Source organism: Ottowia thiooxydans, from assembly GCF_040548795.1.
In the GTDB taxonomy this organism is placed as follows: Bacteria; Pseudomonadota; Gammaproteobacteria; order Burkholderiales; family Burkholderiaceae_C; genus Ottowia; species Ottowia thiooxydans_A.
This window is the reverse complement of record NZ_JBEPSH010000003.1, coordinates 141,129-156,602: the sequence shown is the minus strand read 5'-3', so window position 1 is coordinate 156,602 and position 15,474 is coordinate 141,129. Positions and strand designations below refer to the sequence as shown.

At 57.2% G+C, this 15,474-nt stretch carries 13 protein-coding genes; 7 read left to right on the top strand and 6 right to left on the bottom strand.

Going from position 1 to position 15,474, the window contains the following annotated elements:
- Positions 1-15 precede the first annotated feature (15 nt).
- Positions 16-1,680 (bottom strand): NAD+ synthase, encoded by a 1,665-nt coding sequence (locus ABIE13_RS07635; RefSeq protein WP_354442540.1) that lies wholly within the window; start codon positions 1,678-1,680, stop codon positions 16-18.
- Positions 1,681-2,008: 328 nt separating this feature from the next.
- On the opposite strand from ABIE13_RS07635, the gene ABIE13_RS07630 reads away from it, so the two are divergent.
- Both ABIE13_RS07630 and ABIE13_RS07625 read left to right on the top strand, forming a co-directional pair.
- Entirely contained in the window at positions 2,009-3,268 is a 1,260-nt protein-coding gene (locus ABIE13_RS07630; protein WP_354442539.1) for a GNAT family N-acetyltransferase, read from the top strand.
- Positions 3,269-3,414: 146 nt separating this feature from the next.
- Positions 3,415-5,106: a sensor histidine kinase gene (locus ABIE13_RS07625; RefSeq protein ID WP_354442538.1), complete on the top strand. Its 1,692-nt coding sequence runs from the start codon at positions 3,415-3,417 to the stop codon at positions 5,104-5,106.
- 42 nt (positions 5,107-5,148) lie between these two features.
- On the opposite strand, the gene ABIE13_RS07620 is transcribed toward ABIE13_RS07625, so the two are convergent.
- A complete protein-coding gene (locus ABIE13_RS07620; protein WP_354442537.1) occupies positions 5,149-5,307 on the bottom strand; it encodes a hypothetical protein in 159 nt (52 codons plus the stop codon).
- A 29-nt stretch (positions 5,308-5,336) separates the two neighbouring features.
- On the opposite strand from ABIE13_RS07620, the gene ABIE13_RS07615 reads away from it, so the two are divergent.
- From ABIE13_RS07615 to ABIE13_RS07605, 3 genes are all read left to right on the top strand, one after another.
- Positions 5,337-5,807 carry an acyl-CoA thioesterase gene (locus ABIE13_RS07615; protein ID WP_354442536.1) on the top strand — a complete coding sequence of 157 codons (471 nt, stop codon included), beginning with the start codon at positions 5,337-5,339 and terminating at the stop codon, positions 5,805-5,807.
- Between the two features lie 97 nt (positions 5,808-5,904).
- Complete coding sequence (locus tag ABIE13_RS07610) at positions 5,905-8,433, top strand: ABC transporter permease (RefSeq protein ID WP_354442535.1); 2,529 nt, start codon at positions 5,905-5,907, stop codon at positions 8,431-8,433.
- A gap of 77 nt (positions 8,434-8,510) precedes the next feature.
- Positions 8,511-9,131 (top strand): glutathione S-transferase family protein, encoded by a 621-nt coding sequence (locus ABIE13_RS07605; RefSeq protein WP_354442534.1) that lies wholly within the window; start codon positions 8,511-8,513, stop codon positions 9,129-9,131.
- Positions 9,132-9,204: 73 nt separating this feature from the next.
- On the opposite strand, the gene ABIE13_RS07600 is transcribed toward ABIE13_RS07605, so the two are convergent.
- The 4 genes from ABIE13_RS07600 to ABIE13_RS07585 all read right to left on the bottom strand — a co-directional run bounded on the left by ABIE13_RS07600 (position 9,205) and on the right by ABIE13_RS07585 (position 13,285).
- A complete protein-coding gene (locus tag ABIE13_RS07600; protein ID WP_354442533.1) occupies positions 9,205-10,596 on the bottom strand; it encodes an aldehyde dehydrogenase family protein in 1,392 nt (463 codons plus the stop codon).
- A gap of 142 nt (positions 10,597-10,738) precedes the next feature.
- On the bottom strand, positions 10,739-11,803 hold the full coding sequence (locus ABIE13_RS07595; protein WP_354442532.1) for an isocitrate/isopropylmalate dehydrogenase family protein: 1,065 nt from the start codon (positions 11,801-11,803) through the stop codon (positions 10,739-10,741).
- A 33-nt stretch (positions 11,804-11,836) separates the two neighbouring features.
- Complete coding sequence (locus ABIE13_RS07590; protein WP_354442531.1) at positions 11,837-12,802, bottom strand: Bug family tripartite tricarboxylate transporter substrate binding protein; 966 nt, start codon at positions 12,800-12,802, stop codon at positions 11,837-11,839.
- Between the two features lie 54 nt (positions 12,803-12,856).
- Complete coding sequence (locus ABIE13_RS07585) at positions 12,857-13,285, bottom strand: cupin domain-containing protein (RefSeq protein ID WP_354442530.1); 429 nt, start codon at positions 13,283-13,285, stop codon at positions 12,857-12,859.
- A gap of 230 nt (positions 13,286-13,515) precedes the next feature.
- Here ABIE13_RS07585 and ABIE13_RS07580 point away from each other — a divergent pair, with 230 nt between their 5' ends.
- Together ABIE13_RS07580 and ABIE13_RS07575 are read left to right on the top strand one after the other, a co-directional pair.
- Positions 13,516-14,484, top strand: a complete 969-nt coding sequence (locus ABIE13_RS07580) for an amidohydrolase family protein (protein WP_354442529.1) — start codon at positions 13,516-13,518, stop codon at positions 14,482-14,484.
- A 71-nt stretch (positions 14,485-14,555) separates the two neighbouring features.
- Complete coding sequence (locus ABIE13_RS07575; RefSeq protein ID WP_354442528.1) at positions 14,556-15,446, top strand: GntR family transcriptional regulator; 891 nt, start codon at positions 14,556-14,558, stop codon at positions 15,444-15,446.
- Positions 15,447-15,474: the final 28 nt, after the last annotated feature.

Sequence of the window (15,474 nt, the reverse complement as noted above, 5' to 3'; positions counted from 1 at the left end):
AAAAGCGCAGTGCCTTCAGGCCCTGAACTTATTGGTTATAGGATAACGCCAATCCTTGCCGAATCCGCGGTGGGTCACTCGCGTGCCTTCGGCTGACTGGCGACGCTTGTATTCGTTGATCTTGATCAGCCGCGTGACTCTTTCGACGTCCTCAGGTTTGAAGCCCTGGGCGATCAGTTCGGCCACGCCCATATCGTTTTCCATGTAGCGCTCAATGATGGCGTCCAGCACCTCATAGGGCGGCAAGCTGTCCTGGTCCGTCTGATCAGGCCGCAATTCTGCACTGGGTGGGCGGGTGATGATACGGTCGGGGATAGGGTTTGCGCATGTCCTGTAAGGGTCGTGTTCGTTGCGCCAGCGGGCCAGGGCGAACACTTTGGTTTTGAGCACATCCTTGATGGGCGCGAATCCGCCGCACATGTCACCGTAGAGGGTGCAATAACCGGTGGCATATTCACTCTTGTTGCCGGTGGTGAGGACCAGATGGCCGTGCTTGTTCGACAGCGCCATCAGCATCACACCCCGAATACGGGCCTGGATGTTTTCTTCCGTGGCGTCTTCCGGCTTGCCGCCAAACAGCGGTTGCAAGGACGCCTTGAAACCTTCGAATTCGGGGCGGATGGAGATTTCGTCGTACTTCACGCCCATGCGATTGGCCATATCACGCGCATCTTCCACGCTGATGCCCGCCGTATAGGGGCTGGGCATCATCACCGCGTGTACCTGTTCCTTGCCCAAGGCATCTACTGCAATGGCCATCACCAGGGCCGAATCAATACCGCCTGAAAGGCCCAGAATGACGCTCTTGAAGCCGTTCTTGTGGATGTAGTCGCGCACACCCATGACCAGCGCATCCCACAGGTCGTCTTCGGGCGGGCGAGCGGGTGCGGTTTCTGCTTTCAGGGCGAGTGTGTTGGCGCTGCGCTCGACATCCACATAAAAGAGTTTCTCTTCGAAGCTGGGCGCGCGTCCCATGAGGGTGCCGTCACCAGCCAGAGCAAATGACTGACCTTCGAACACCACTTCATCCTGACCGCCCACCATATGGGTGTAGACCAAGGGGAGCCCGCAAGCCTGGGCGCGCTCGGCCATCATGGCTTCACGCTCATAGCCTTTGCCCACGTGAAAGGGGGAGGCATTGATCACTGCCAGCAATTCCGCCCCGGCGTCCTTGGCCAATGCTGCAGGTTCATCAAACCATGCGTCTTCACAGACCAGCAGTCCTACGCTGACATCTCCCGCCTGGAAAACACAGGTGCCTTGGCCGGGCACGAAGTAGCGCCTCTCATCAAACACCTGATAGTTGGGCAGTTGGCGCTTAGCGTAGTTCTCTATGACACGGCCGTTTTTCAGGACGCTGGCCGAGTTGGTGCGGTGAGTGACCGTCACACTCTTGCCGCGCTGATCTCGTCCGACGGGGTGACCCACCACAATGGCCATATCGGTGAGCCCAGCGGTTTCGCTGGCTACGAATTTGACGGCCTCATCGCAAGCTGCCAGGAACGAGGGGCGCAGCAGCAGGTCTTCGGCGATATACGCACAAATCGACAGCTCGGGTGTGAGCAACAGGCGGGCGCCTTGCGCATAGGCAGCTTTGGCCGCTTCTATGATTTTTTGCGCATTGCCCTGCATGTCTCCGACGATCAGGTTGAGCTGCGCCGAACAGATTCTTAAAGTCATATGCTAGTGTCGTGAAATGCTGCTGGGGAGAGTGGAAAGTTCAGCGACTATCCAACTCAGGACGCCAGGACCAGGGCTCTTGGGGTGAAGCAAGGATGGTAGCAGTCGCAAGCAGACCTGTGGCTCCGCTCAGGTACGTCAATAAGGGTAATTTGCCCAATGGCAGTGCCCTGCAGGGTGCAAACCTGACTTCAATTGCTGCCGGGTTGTTGGCCCCACTCCCAAAGGGCCCATGGAGTCTCGGGCGATAGTGGCTTGCTCCCGCGTTGACATAATCGCCTTGACTCCAAGGCCTATTGACTTTCAGACCCTATTCCCGAACCGCGCTTTGCCACAACGACCCCGCCTTCGCACTCAGCTCATCGATACCCCCTCTGGCGTCCATGCCCAGGAGTGGGACGCACTTCTGGCGCGCCAGGCCATGCCTACGCCTTTCATGCGGCATGCTTACCTGAGCGCCATGCATGAGAGCGATAGTGCGGTACCTCGCACCGGCTGGGCGCTGCGCTTCATGTTGCTGTGGGACGGCGATGAACTGGCTGCTGCCTGCCCGCTCTATGCCAAATCGCACTCCTATGGGGAATATGTGTTTGACTGGGCCTGGGCCAACGCTTATGCGGAGCATGGGCTGCAGTATTACCCCAAGGCGCTGGTTGCAGTGCCTTTTACGCCGGTGCCTGGTTCGCGTTTATTGGCCAGGGATGCTTCTTCGCGCGAAGCGCTGGTCAGGGCCTTGATCGCCTGGTGTACCGAACAGGAGCTTTCTTCTTTGCATGTGTTGTTCGGTGATGAGGCGGACAGAGCTGCGTGCGATGCGGTCGGATTGCTTGAACGCCATCAAGTGCAGTTTCACTGGAAAAATACCGTACCAGGGTTGGCTCAGGCACCAGATATCGTTTCTTCAACAGATCGACCATTCAGAGATTTCGATGATTTTCTGGCCCAGCTAACGCAAGAAAAGCGCAAGAAAATACGGCAGGAAAGACGCAAGGTGCGTGACGCAGGCGTGAGCTTTCGCTGGGCGCAAGGAGCGGACATCTCGGCCGAAGACTGGGCTTTTTTCTACCGCTGCTATGAGCGCACCTATCTGGAGCATGGCAACCCCCCGTACCTGACGCCTGAATTTTTTGCTGCCATGGCTGGGACCATGGCCGAAAACTGGGTGTTGTTTGTGGCCGAACGCGATGGCCAGCCCATGGCTGTAAGCCTGATCGGCGTCAATCGCGGCACGGCCAGGGAGGGCGCTGAATCCCGCCACCCGTCTGTGGCATACGGAAGATACTGGGGTGCGTTGGAACGGGTAGACAGCCTGCATTTTGAGGCTTGCTATTACCAACCCATCGAATGGTGCATTGCCCATGGCTTTGACAGTTTCGAAGGCGGGGCACAAGGCGAACACAAGATGGCCCGGGCGCTCATGCCCGTCCAGACGCACAGTGCGCATTGGCTGGCTCATCCAGCGTTCTCGGACGCCGTGGAGCGCTTTCTAGAGCGCGAGGGTGCGGGGGTTGAAAACTACCTGGAGCATCTCCAGGAGCGGTCTCCATTCCGGCGGACTGGACCAACGCCGGATGGCCCGGCTGTCTGATGCTGCTGCGAGCGCTGATTTTTGCATCTGAAGATAAGCCACCTTGGACTGCAAAAACTCGTTCCAAATTCTCTGTTTGGATTAACCAAAGCTCATGTTATCCGAACGCAAGAATGTGAATTAAATCACTTCGTAGAGTGTCAGAGATGACTATTGTCAACTACAACTTATTCTTTGCTACGTCTGCCTTTGTTTCAGCGCTTGTGCTGATTCCTTTGCTTTTTTCAAATCATTCTAGCCAAATTGGTGTCAGAAAAATTGGCCTTTATACGCTGGGATTTTTCATTGCTATTCTGGCGCTAATTTTATATGCCGGATGGTTCAATAATAACCCCACTATTTACTCTTATTCATCTTATGGGAACTATTTATTAACATTGGGTGTGGCCGTACAAACACTTGGCATCAGAAGATTTTATAACCAGCCCTTGATGCCTTATGTGGTTATGCCTTGTGCTGCAATTTCTGAGATGCTGGTGTTTTGGTTCATGTGGGGAAATCCAAATTACCAGTATAGACTGATCTGTTTTACTTTTTTTCTATTTGTCTTTGTTTCAATTCAATTTTTCACTGTAATTCGCCATGGCGATAGGTCGTTCATTAACCGTTTGCTTTCGACATCGCTGGCGATTGAATGCACCGTCTACCTCATCCGCTGCGTCACCTTGTTCATACCAAGCCTGGTGCCTGCAGGCCCGGTGGAGTTTTCCTTTATCCAAGTCGGTTATGTTTTTGTTTTTTCGGCAGTTGTACCATTAACTGCTATTTGTCTGATGATCAATGGCACGCATTTGTTGCAGCAAAGATCTATTTTTGATGCCAAAATAAAAGATCAGCATAAAACAGAAACTTTAGGTTATATCAGTCATGATCTGCGGGCACCTCTGGCGACTATTGACGGATATGCAGAGCTGCTCCTCAACGATGCTACTGATGCTCAGAGAAAATCTCTACTTTCAATCCAGCGAAACATTAGATATCAACTAAACCTGATCGACGAGCTGCAAGATTATTCAAAACTGGAGCTGCAACCTCTGGCTATCAAGCCCACTGAAACAGATTTGATGTTTTTAATCAACGATGTTTCGGAATATGCAGTAGCCTTGTGTTCAAAGCAGAACAATCGCTTCCGCTGCCAACTGCCAGAAAGAATTCTCAAGTCGATTAACGTGGATGGCAATCGACTGAAGCAAGTACTTCTGAATTTGCTCTCTAATGCTGCAAAATTTACCCGAGATGGGGTTGTAAGCTTGTTGGTTACTCTGGATTCTGACGAAGGGGGGAGTAATTTAAATTTTGCTGTGATCGATACAGGAATAGGTATTGAGCTGCCTCCCAATCTCGATATATTCGACGCCTTTCAGCATATCCAGGTCGCAAGCGGAAGCACAGGATTGGGGTTGATCATTGCCCAGCGGATTCTTTCGGCCATGGGCAGCACCTTGCGCGTGTCCAGCACGCTCGGTCAAGGCTCAACGTTTTCTTTTACATTGTTCATTCCTGCGACCAGGGACGCGGATTCGAATTGGTCTGTTGTCCCTCAGAGCGAGGCACGTTATGGCGAACTGCCGCAGGATTTAGTCCTTCCCCGGCATGCCCTGCCGGATGATCTGGCCTTAAATGAACTCGCCAATCTGGCGCTGCATGGCCGTCTCACTGACATTGAAAACTGGATCGAATCCCATTGCCAGGAGGCCACCTATGCCCCATTCACCGCACGGCTCAATGAAATGTTGGAACAGTTCGATTTTTCCGGCATACATGCGCTGGCATTGCGGAGCAAGGAAATCAAGCGTGATTTGAAGGTAGGACTGAATAAGGCAGTCCCCGGGTTTTGATGCGCGCTCGTATGGAGGGGGTCTCCAAGTTGACGGCACACCTCACAATGCGGATCGACCAATCGGCGGAACCGGTGTCAGGCGTGGGGGTATGACCGGTGCGAGGATGCCAGGCTGGGGCTTGGCGGTCTCCGGAAACAGCCTGAGCAACCGCGGCACTTGCGCGACCCCGGATAGATCGTAAACACGTTCTAAGATCACGGGCAAGCCACGATTTGCTGGAGATCAACATGAATATGCCCGCGCACCAACTTTCCATGACGGTCCTGATGACCCCCGACACGGCCAATTTTTCAGGCAACGTTCATGGCGGCACCATCCTGAAGCTTCTTGACCAGGTGGCTTATGCCTGTGCTTCACGCTATGCAGCCCGGTATGTGGTGACCTTGTCCGTGGATCAGGTGGTTTTCAGGCAACCCATCTATGTAGGGGAATTGGTGACCTTCCTGGCCTCCGTCAACCACACCGGTACGTCCTCCATGGAAATTGGCATCAAGGTGGTGGCGGAAAACATTCGCACTCAGGAGGCGCGGCACGTCAATTCGTGCTTTTTCACCATGGTGGCCGTGGATGAGGCCAATAAGCCCGTGCCGGTGACGCCTCTTCGCCCATTCAGCCCTGACGAAAAGCGGCGCTTCAAAGAAGCCGTGACCAGGAAGGAACTTCGCCGCGAATTGGAAGCCAGAGCACGAGAGCGGTGAGGTTCCCCGGGGTTCTACAGCTTGTCTGGCCAAATTTTGGCCAGCACATGCCACTTCACCGGAGCATCCTTTGGCATTTACGCTAAGGTTACGGGCAATGACGACGAATTCATCTGCTTCCGCCCTGGGTTGGCGTACCCTTTGGCGTGATCTTCGCTCTGGCGAATTGCGCTTGCTCATGGTGGCGGTCACTCTGGCCGTCGCTGCGCTCACTGCGGTGGGGTTCTTTTCCGACCGCTTGCAGTCAGGCTTGGAAAGAGATGCACGGCAACTGCTCGGTGGTGATGCCGTGGTCGTCACAGACAACCCACCGGCCGAAGAATGGCGGCGGGAGGCCGAAAAGCTGGGCCTTCAGAGCGCACTGACGCTAGGCTTCCCAACGATGGGGCGAGCAGGCGACGAGCAGGGTGGGGCGAGCCGACTCGTCGCGTTGAAAGCGGTCACGCCTGGTTATCCTTTGCGTGGCAGTCTGAGACTATCGCAAGCCACAAGCGACACTACCGGCGCCACCACCCGCGAGATTCCTGCGCGCGGAGAAACCTGGGTCGAGGCGCCGCTTCTTGAAGCTCTCAATCTCAAGGTGGGCGACAAGCTTCTGCTGGGAGACAGCAGCCTTCGCGTGACGCGACTGATCACGTTCGAGCCTGATCGGGGCGGCGGTTTCATGAGCTTTGCGCCTCGCGTGATGATCAATGAGGCGGATCTTGCCGCCACCAGCCTGGTGCAACCGGCCAGCCGCATTACCTACCGCCTGGCTCTTGCCGGTGAGGATGCCGCCGTCAAGCGCTACCAAAGCTGGGCCGACGCCCAATTGAAGAACCCGGATATTCACGGCGTGCGACTCGAATCCCTGGAGGGAGGGCGCCCGGAAATGCGCACGACGCTTGATCGCGCAGAGAAATTCCTGAACCTCGTGGCGCTGCTGGCCGCGTTGCTCTCTGCTGTGGCGGTGGCACTGGCGGCGCGCGGGTTTGCTGCCCGGCACCTTGACGACTGCGCCATGCTGCGGGTGCTGGGTTTGCCTCAGCGTTCGATAGCAGGGGCCTACACCATTGAGTTTCTGCTGGCTGGCCTGGCTTCCAGCCTGGTCGGGGTGGCCATTGGCTTTGCGGTGCATTACATATTCGTTGCCATGCTCTCTGGGCTGGTCGACACCGCTCTGCCAGCGGCAAGCTTCTGGCCGGTGGCCTTCGGCGTGGGCATCGGTCTTACGCTGCTGGTAGCCTTTGGTCTTCCTCCGGTTTTGCAGCTGGCCCAGGTGCCACCCCTGCGGGTCATTCGGCGCGATGTGGGCGCTTTGCGGCCAGCATCCCTGGCCGTGCTGGGGCTGGGCGTTGCCGGCTTTGCCGCTTTGTTGCTCGCCGTCAGTTCAGATTTGAACCTGGGGATGATCGCGGTGGGTGGCTTTGCGGGAGCGGTGGCCATATTCGCCCTGTTGTCCTGGGCTGCCGTCAAGCTATTGCGCCGTGTAGTCAATGAAGCCACCGCGCCGCGTTGGCTGGTGCTGGCCACCCGCCAGATTTCAGCACGGCCTGCTTATGCCATGGTGCAAGTCAGTAGCCTGGCTGTGGGGTTGCTGGCCCTGGTGCTGCTGGTTTTGTTGCGCACGGACTTGGTCAGTAGCTGGCGTCAGGCGACGCCAGCCGATGCCCCCAACCGCTTTGTCATTAACATCATGCCGGAGCAAGGCGATGCGTTTCGCGCCAATCTGAAGCAAGCCGGTGTGGAAAACCTTGATTGGTACCCCATGTTTCGCGGGCGGTTGGTGGCCATCAACGGCCAGGAGACCTCGCCTGACAAATATACCGATGACCGGGCCAAGCGCCTGGTAGACCGTGAGTTCAATCTTTCCAACGCCTCGGAGCGCCCTCCACATAATGAGGTAACCGCCGGCAAGTGGGTGGAGGGCGAGGCGGGTGCTATCAGTGTGGAAGAGGGCATTGCCGAGACACTGGGCCTCAAGATGGGGGATTCACTGCGGTTTGACATCGGAGGCATGCCGGCTGAAGCGAAAATCACCTCGCTGCGCAAGGTGGATTGGAGTTCCATGCATGCCAATTTCTTCGTCATGTTCCCCGTGGCGCAGATGCCGGATCTACCCATTACCTACCTGGCAGCATTCCGCGCGCCTGCACAACAGGGGTTTGACAACACACTGGTCAGGCAGTTTCCCAACGTGACCAATGTGGATATGAGCGCGACGCTGGCTCAGATTCAACGTGTGCTGGACCAGGTGATTCGCGCTGTGGAATTTCTCTTCGGCTTTACGCTGGTAGCGGGCCTGATCGTGCTGTTCGCTTCCGTTACAGCCACGCGTGAGGAGCGTGCACGTGAATTTGCCATCATGAGAGCGGTGGGCGCCAGCAGCCAGTTGCTGGGTCGCGTGCAACGTGCTGAACTCCTGGGCGTGGGCTTGCTCGCAGGCTTTCTGGCCAGCGCGGTGGCTGTGGCTGTTGGCTGGGCCATGGCGCGCTACGTGTTTGACTTTCAATGGACTGCCTCACCCTGGGTGCTGGTGGCTGGCAGTGCTGCCGGTGCCTTGCTGGCATTGGCCGCGGGTTGGTGGGGCCTGCGCGAAGTCTTGCGTCGGCCTGTCGTTGAAACCTTGCGTGCAGCAGCTGAGTAAGCAGCCGAATAAAAAGGCATGAGCTCGCCTTCATGCCTGTCTTGACCATCAAATTTTCATAAAAAAGGAGCCACAACATGACCAAATCCGACACCACGCTTTTCTTCGTCCCAGGAACCTGCGCTCAAGCAGTGCTGATCGCCCTGTACGAAGCCAATGCTGATTTCAATCTGAAAACGCTCAGCTTCGCCGACAACCAGCAGCGCAGCCCGGAGTACCTGGCCATCAACCCCAAGAGCCGCGTGCCTGCGTTGGTGACTCCCCAAGGTGTCCTGACCGAAGTGCCCGCCTTGCTGCTCTACGTGGCGCAAACCCATCCCCAGGCCAATCTGGCGCCGTTGAATGACCCCTTCGCGCTGGCACGCATGCAGGAATTCAACGCCTACCTGGCTTCAACTCTGCACATCTCACACGCGCACAGGCCGCGCGCCTCGCGCTGGGCGGACGATGAAGCTGCGCAGGCTTCCATGCGCGCCAAGGTGCCCCAGAACATGCGGGATGGTTTTGCGGTGATCGAAAACCATTACCTCGGCGACAAGCCCTGGGTCATGGGTGACCAATTCACTGTGGCCGACGGGTACCTCTACACGATAGCCGGTTGGCTGGAAAGCGACGCGGTGGATATTGCCGAGTTCCCCCGTGTGGCTGCTCACAGCGCACGCATGCGCGAGCGGGCGTCCGTGAAGAAGCTGGGGTAAGCACGCAGGCAAGCCGGGCATCAAGCCGGCTGCCTGCCTATGCCACGCCGCGCATGCGAGGCCCTTCTGAGTTTCAAGAAGCGCGAGCAGCCCAATAGGTTCTTATGTTGGAAAACTCCCGCACCCCGGCGGCGGCAAGTTCACGCCCATAACCAGACTTTTTCGTGCCTCCGAAGGGAACGCGTGCGTCGGATGCTGTGATGGCATTGATGAACGCCGCCCCTGAAGTGATTTGCCTGGCAACGCGCACGCCGCGCTCGGGCTTTGCGGTCCAGATGCTGAGCGAAAGCCCAAACGGTGTAGCGTTGGCCAGTTCAATGGCTTGTGCGTCATCGCGCGCCACAGCAATGGCTGCTACCGGGCCGAATGTTTCTTCATCGAAAACAGCCATGCCGGGCTGTGCGTTCGCGATGATGGTGGGTTCGAAGAAAAAGCCATCTCCGTCCCTCGCGTGGCCCCCGGTCAGAAGCTTTCCACCAGCTTCCACCGATTGGTCGATTTGCCGCTGCAAGGCGCTGCGCAGATCGGAGCGTGCCATGGGGCCCATGCGGGTGGAATCGATCGTGGGGTCGCCCACGGAGAGTGCGCGAGTGCCTTCAACGAACCGTTCGGTGAACTCAGCCGCCACCTTCTCGGAAACGATGAACCGCTTGGCGCAGACGCAGCTTTGCCCCGCGTTCTGAAAACGCGCTTTGACAGCCGCTTCGGCCGCCGCTGGAACGTCGGCGTCGTCAAGCACCACGAAGGCATCAGATCCACCCAGCTCCAGAACGGACTTTTTAGATGCCCGGCCTGCCGCTGAGCCTACGGCGGCGCCAGCCCGGTTGGATCCTGTCAGCGTGACCGCTGCGATGCGGTCGTCCGCGATCAGGCGCTCGATTTGGGCAGGGACTTCAGATTCCGCAATGAGTAGCGTGGTCAGCAAGTGCTTGGGCAGGCCTGCATCCTCGAAAAGTTGCTGCAGAGCCAACGCGCACCCGGTCACATTGGGCGAGTGTTTGAGCAAGATGCCGTTGCCCGACACGATGGCCGGGAGCGCGAAGCGCATCACCTGCCAAACCGGGAAATTCCATGGCATCACCGCCAACACCAGGCCTATGGGTTCGTAGCTGACCCATGCGTCTGCTCCTTCAATGTCGACATTCTCGTCCGCCAGGAGACGCTGCGCATTGTCGGCATAGTAGAGCGCGGTGACTGCAGATTTTTCCAGCTCGCCGGCAGCTTCACCCAGCGGCTTGCCCATCTCCGAAGTGATGAGGTGCGCGAATCGGTCTTTTTGAGCGCGCAAGTGCTCGGCCAATCGCCGTGCAGCGCTGGTGCGTACCTCCAGTGCTTGTTTCCCCCAGGCTACGGCAGCTGTGTGCGCAGCGTTCACTGCCTGATCGATGCCCGCATGATCCCAGCCTTCATAGGTGGCCAGTGGCTGCCCGGTGGAAGGATTGATGGTCGTAATGGATTTTGTCATGTCAATGTTTTCTTCAAATGGTTCGCAATGGAGGCGATTGGACTTGGAGCGCCCACAGTGCCTATCGTGCCCATAGCACAAATGGGCCATTGCGGCCCATTTTCGGTTGGTTATTCAGGCCCTCACCAGGCTCTGGGTGTCGTCACAGCGCCGCTGCTACACGTTCGCTGAACGCTTTGCACCCCAGTGTTCCGCCCAGGTCTGCGGTGCGATAGGAGGGGTTTTCCAGCGTGGCATCCACCGCGGCATCAATGGCCTTGGCGGCCTCTATCAGCGCGGTAGATTGGCGTTGCTCGCCCAGCCAGTTCACCAGCATGGCGACCGAAAGAATCATCGATGCCGGGTTGGCCTTGTCCTGGCCCTGGATATCTGGCGCGGAGCCGTGCTGGGCCTGCGCGCAGCACAATGTGTCACCGGCCATGATCGATCCCGCAAGCCCCAGGCTTCCGGATAGTTCGGAGGCCAGATCCGACAAGATGTCCGCGTAGAAGTTTTCTGCCACCAGCACGTCGAATCGTTCCGGGTTGCGAACCAGGTAAGCGGTTGAAGCGTCTACCAGCAGATCGTCCAGCTGGACCTCTGGGAACTCCTTAGCCACTGATCTCACGCTTTCCAGGAAAAGACCGTCTGTCATGTGGAAGCTGTTCGCTTTGTGAATGGCGGTGACTTTCTTGCTTCGCTTCATTGCAAGTTCAAAAGCACGGCGCGCAATGCGCTCACTGCAGTGGCGTGTGATCTTGCGCACTGAAATGGCCATGTCGGGCGACGGCATCATTTCGCCCCAACCCATGGCCATGTTCCTGTCTGGATAGAAACCCTCAGTGGCCTCGCGCATGATGACCAGATCCATGGTCTTGCCCGGTTTCATGTTCGAGGGCAGAAAAGGGCGGGTGCGCGCGGGACGAACGTTGGCGTACAGATCCAGCTTCACGCGGAACGCGGCCGAAATGTTGTGGCCTCCTTTTTCCGGGCGAGGATAGTCGGCATGTGATTGGGTGCCGAGGATGATGCCGTCATAGCCACGGGCGTTTTGCAGGGTTTCATCTCTGAGCGTGGTGCCATGCTTGTCCAGTGATGCGAAGCCGACTTCGTCGTAGTCATACTCGAAGCCGAGTTTGAATTTGGCATCAGCGGCCTTGAGTACATGAACGGCGGCCGCAACGATTTCGGGGCCTATACCGTCACCAGGGAGAACGAGCAATTTCATCAGTAATCTTTCTAACTTCTTGAATTTGGGGAACTAGTCGAGCTTGATGTTCGATTCTTTGATGACGCGGGCCCAACGAGCTGACTGCGCTTTCATGAACTCTCCCATCTGCTGAGGCGTACCGCCCACACCGATGGCGCCAATGCCGTCGAGCTGAGTGACGACTGCGGGGTCTCTCAGAACAGCGTTGACCTGTGTATTGAGCCATTGGACTATCGGCGCCGGCGTTCCGGCCGGTGCCACAAACCCGTACCAGGCGGGCACGTCAAAGTCTTTCATGCCCTGTTCAGCAAAGGTGGGCACATCCGGCAGTACCTTCAGCCTTTGGTCCGCAGCCATTCCAATGGCACGCACTTTCCCGCCCTTGACGAATGAAATCGCCGAGGTTGAGGTGTCGAACATCATCTGAATCTGGCCACCGATGAGATCGGTCATGGCTGGCGCACTGCCCTTGTAGGGGATGTGAGTCATGTCAGTCCGTGTCGTCAGCTTGAAAAGCTCGCCAGCCAAATGCACCGAAGTACCGGAACCGCCGGATCCATAGTTCAGTTTTCCAGGATTTGCCTTCGCCGCGGCAGTCAGACCTGCCACATCTTTGATGGCGGAATTGCTGGGAACAATCAGCACCGTGGGCGCGTTGGCGATGTGCACGACTGGCGTGAATCCATCGGCTTTATAACGAAGGTTGTTGTACAGATAAGGGTTCACCGACAGCGTGAACTGTCCAAGCAGCAGTGTGTAGCCATCTGGATTGGCTCTTGCTGCAAGCTCGTTTCCTATGTTGGTTCCGCCACCGCCCCGGTTATCGATGATGAAAGTCTTGCCGGTCTTCTCGTTCAGCTTATTGGCGATTAGCCGCGCAATGTTGTCGCTTCCGCCACCGGCCTGAAACGGCACGATGATCGTGACTGGTTTCTCAGGGTAGGCCTGCGCGGTGGCCACGAGCGGTGACGCGCACAGCAGGGCGATGGCGCTGAGAGTCAGTTGACGGCGATGCATGGATGTGTCCTCTTTATTTATGGAATGCGAATGGCTTGAACGATTTGTCTCGAGCTATGACTTCTTGCCGTGTTCGGCGGAAACGAAGTTCGTCTGGCCCGTTTCCGACAGCGTGCGAGTGGCATCGACACGGGCATAGATCCAGAGGATCTTCATCGGCTCTGCGTCGGAAAGGTTGCGAAAGCGGTGGGGGAGGTTGGGCGGTAACCATGTGGTGTCCAGCGGCTGTAGCCGCACAGATTCCTGGCCCTCGATATCCAATATGGCGTCACCCTCCAAAAGCATGACGCTTTCCTCGCAGTTATGGCTGTGAAATGGAATCTTCGTGCCGGGCGCGAACGAGGTAATGCCATTGATGAACGAAGACGCGCCGCAGGACGGACCAACCAGCGCGATGGTGCTGGCGCCACCTCCACGGTCGTGATTGGGAAGATCGGAAGGGCGCAAGACGGCCGCACGCGGTGCAGAGGCGGAGAGGGACATGGGGTCTCTTTCTGGCTGAACCAGGCATTCATGGCTCAGCATCTGTGGTAAATGGATTTATGAGATCATAAAATACCAATAATACGATGTAAATACCCGGGTATACCCTAATTAAATGGTTATTTTGTGGTTTTATGTAGTTGCAGTGTTCCGATGTGGTCGTATGATTGAACCAGGCGAAAGGCCTTCAATTTCCGGGCTTTGGCCTTCTGTTTCTGGAGAAAAATCACATGGTTGCAAGGCTGTCGGGGGCTGATCCCGTGAACGGGCAAACGGGCAGCGACGCCGCTTCAAGCGTGGGCTCGGGTGTCACGATGGACCACGTACGATCTCCTGGTGTCGCTTTGCCTGCGGGTAGTTGCGATTGCCATGTGCACGTATTCGATCCGGCGCGTTTCGCCTATGTTGCTGAACGAAGCTACACACCGGCGTCGGCAGTGACCGCTGATTTGCTGGCGTTTGAGCGCCGCCTTGGCATCGACCGAATCATCCTGGTGCAGCCTAGTGGGTACGGAACTGACAACAGCTGCCTGTTGGATGCGCTTCGGGAACTTGGCCCTGCCCGGGCTCGGGGTGTCGCCGTGATTGACTTGGCGCGTATCAGCGCCGCTGAGGTCGACGCACTGCATGTAGCGGGCGTCAGGTCCATCCGGTTGAATCTGGAAGTCAAGGGTGAACAGAGCCCGGCCAAGGCCAAAGCTTTGCTCACGGAGGCGTTTCGAGTGGTTGAGTCACCCGGGTGGTCCATCCAGATCTACGCGGATGCGAATGTGATTGCCAGTGTTGCTGACCTCATTGCCCAGGCACCCACGCCGGTGGTTCTGGACCACTTTGCAGGACTGAAAGCCGAAAAAGGCTTGGCGCAACCAGGTTTCGGGACCGTGCTTGAGCTTTTGGGTGACGGCCATGTTTATGTGAAGCTCTCTGCTCCCTACCGTGCTTCCAGGTTGCCGGGCTACGAGGATCTGGCACCGTTCGCGCGAAAGTACATTGAGACGGCTGCCCATAATTTGCTATGGGCATCGGATTGGCCGCACACTGGCAGCTCCACGAATCGCGGTGGAGACTTGAGCCAGGTAGAACCATTTCGCCTTATCAATGACGGAGCCTCGCTTGATCAGGTGCGCAGTTGGGCCGGAGATGCGGAAATATTTCAGCGCATCATGGTGGACAACGCTGCTCGCTTGTATGGCTTTTAGGAACGGGTTCTATGCGGGCAAGCCATAGCTGGCGCGCTACCATTGTGTTTTTATCGGTTACCGCTTGAAGAATGACCCGAGTCAGTCTCGCTGAACAACTCGCCAACAACGCTGAACTCTGGATCCGTCAGGAAAACATCGCAGAGGGCACGGCCTTGCCCGAGCGAAGCCTGGCGAGCCGCTTTCGAGTCTCGCGTTCTCCTGTGCGAGAAGCGCTGCAGATCCTGGCGCAGCGTGGCGTGATCGTCGCCAGGCCTGAAGGTGGCTATGCGGTGTCGGCTGCGCGCGGGCCTGCAAATGAACCCGCTCTACCGCCGGCGGACGAGGACGAGCCCATCTATCTGAAGATCGCAGAAGACAGGCTCAGTGGCGCCTTACCCGAGCGCGCCACTGAGAATGAATTGATGCGGCGCTATGCGCTCACTCGCAGCCAATTGGCGGATGTGCTTAGGCGCATTACTCAAGAGGGCTGGATTGAGCGGCTACCCGGCCACGGTTGGCAGTTTCTCCCCATACTCAATTCCGCGGCAGCCTATGACCAGGGTTATCGGATGCGCATCCTGTTGGAGCCTGCAGGCCTTCTGGAGCCCACTTACCGGCTGGACCGAGAAGGGCTCGTGAAATGCAGGGCCGAACAGCAAGCGCTTGTAGACGGTGCCGTGGAATGGGCTTCTCCGGCCCAGCTCTTTGACGCCAACACCCGGCTTCATGAAATCATTGCCACTTCGTCTGGCAATGTGTTTATCCTGGAGGCGTTGCGGCGTTTGAATCGTTTGCGTCGACTGATGGAGTATGGAAAAGCGGTCAACCGCTCTGCGGCTGCGCTTCGCTGCAAGGAGCATCTGACCCTGATTGACCTCTTGCTTTCCGATCAGCGCGATGCAGCCGCTGATTTCATGCGTTTGCACCTTCGCGACGCTGCGCGTGAGAAGTCGGTCATGCACCCCATCGGAGCGCGGTAGTTTTGCATACCGAAATAGAGAGCTAATC

Coding starts and splice junctions, on each gene's coding strand:
- ABIE13_RS07635 (WP_354442540.1), bottom strand. CDS start 1,680: ATGACTTTAAGAATCTGTTCGGCGCAGCTCAACCTGATCGTCGGAGAC.
- ABIE13_RS07615 (WP_354442536.1), top strand. CDS start 5,337: ATGAATATGCCCGCGCACCAACTTTCCATGACGGTCCTGATGACCCCC.
- ABIE13_RS07575 (WP_354442528.1), top strand. CDS start 14,556: ATGACCCGAGTCAGTCTCGCTGAACAACTCGCCAACAACGCTGAACTC.
- ABIE13_RS07605 (WP_354442534.1), top strand. CDS start 8,511: ATGACCAAATCCGACACCACGCTTTTCTTCGTCCCAGGAACCTGCGCT.
- ABIE13_RS07610 (WP_354442535.1), top strand. CDS start 5,905: ATGACGACGAATTCATCTGCTTCCGCCCTGGGTTGGCGTACCCTTTGG.
- ABIE13_RS07625 (WP_354442538.1), top strand. CDS start 3,415: ATGACTATTGTCAACTACAACTTATTCTTTGCTACGTCTGCCTTTGTT.
- ABIE13_RS07600 (WP_354442533.1), bottom strand. CDS start 10,596: ATGACAAAATCCATTACGACCATCAATCCTTCCACCGGGCAGCCACTG.
- ABIE13_RS07595 (WP_354442532.1), bottom strand. CDS start 11,803: ATGAAATTGCTCGTTCTCCCTGGTGACGGTATAGGCCCCGAAATCGTT.
- ABIE13_RS07585 (WP_354442530.1), bottom strand. CDS start 13,285: ATGTCCCTCTCCGCCTCTGCACCGCGTGCGGCCGTCTTGCGCCCTTCC.
- ABIE13_RS07580 (WP_354442529.1), top strand. CDS start 13,516: ATGGTTGCAAGGCTGTCGGGGGCTGATCCCGTGAACGGGCAAACGGGC.
- ABIE13_RS07590 (WP_354442531.1), bottom strand. CDS start 12,802: ATGCATCGCCGTCAACTGACTCTCAGCGCCATCGCCCTGCTGTGCGCG.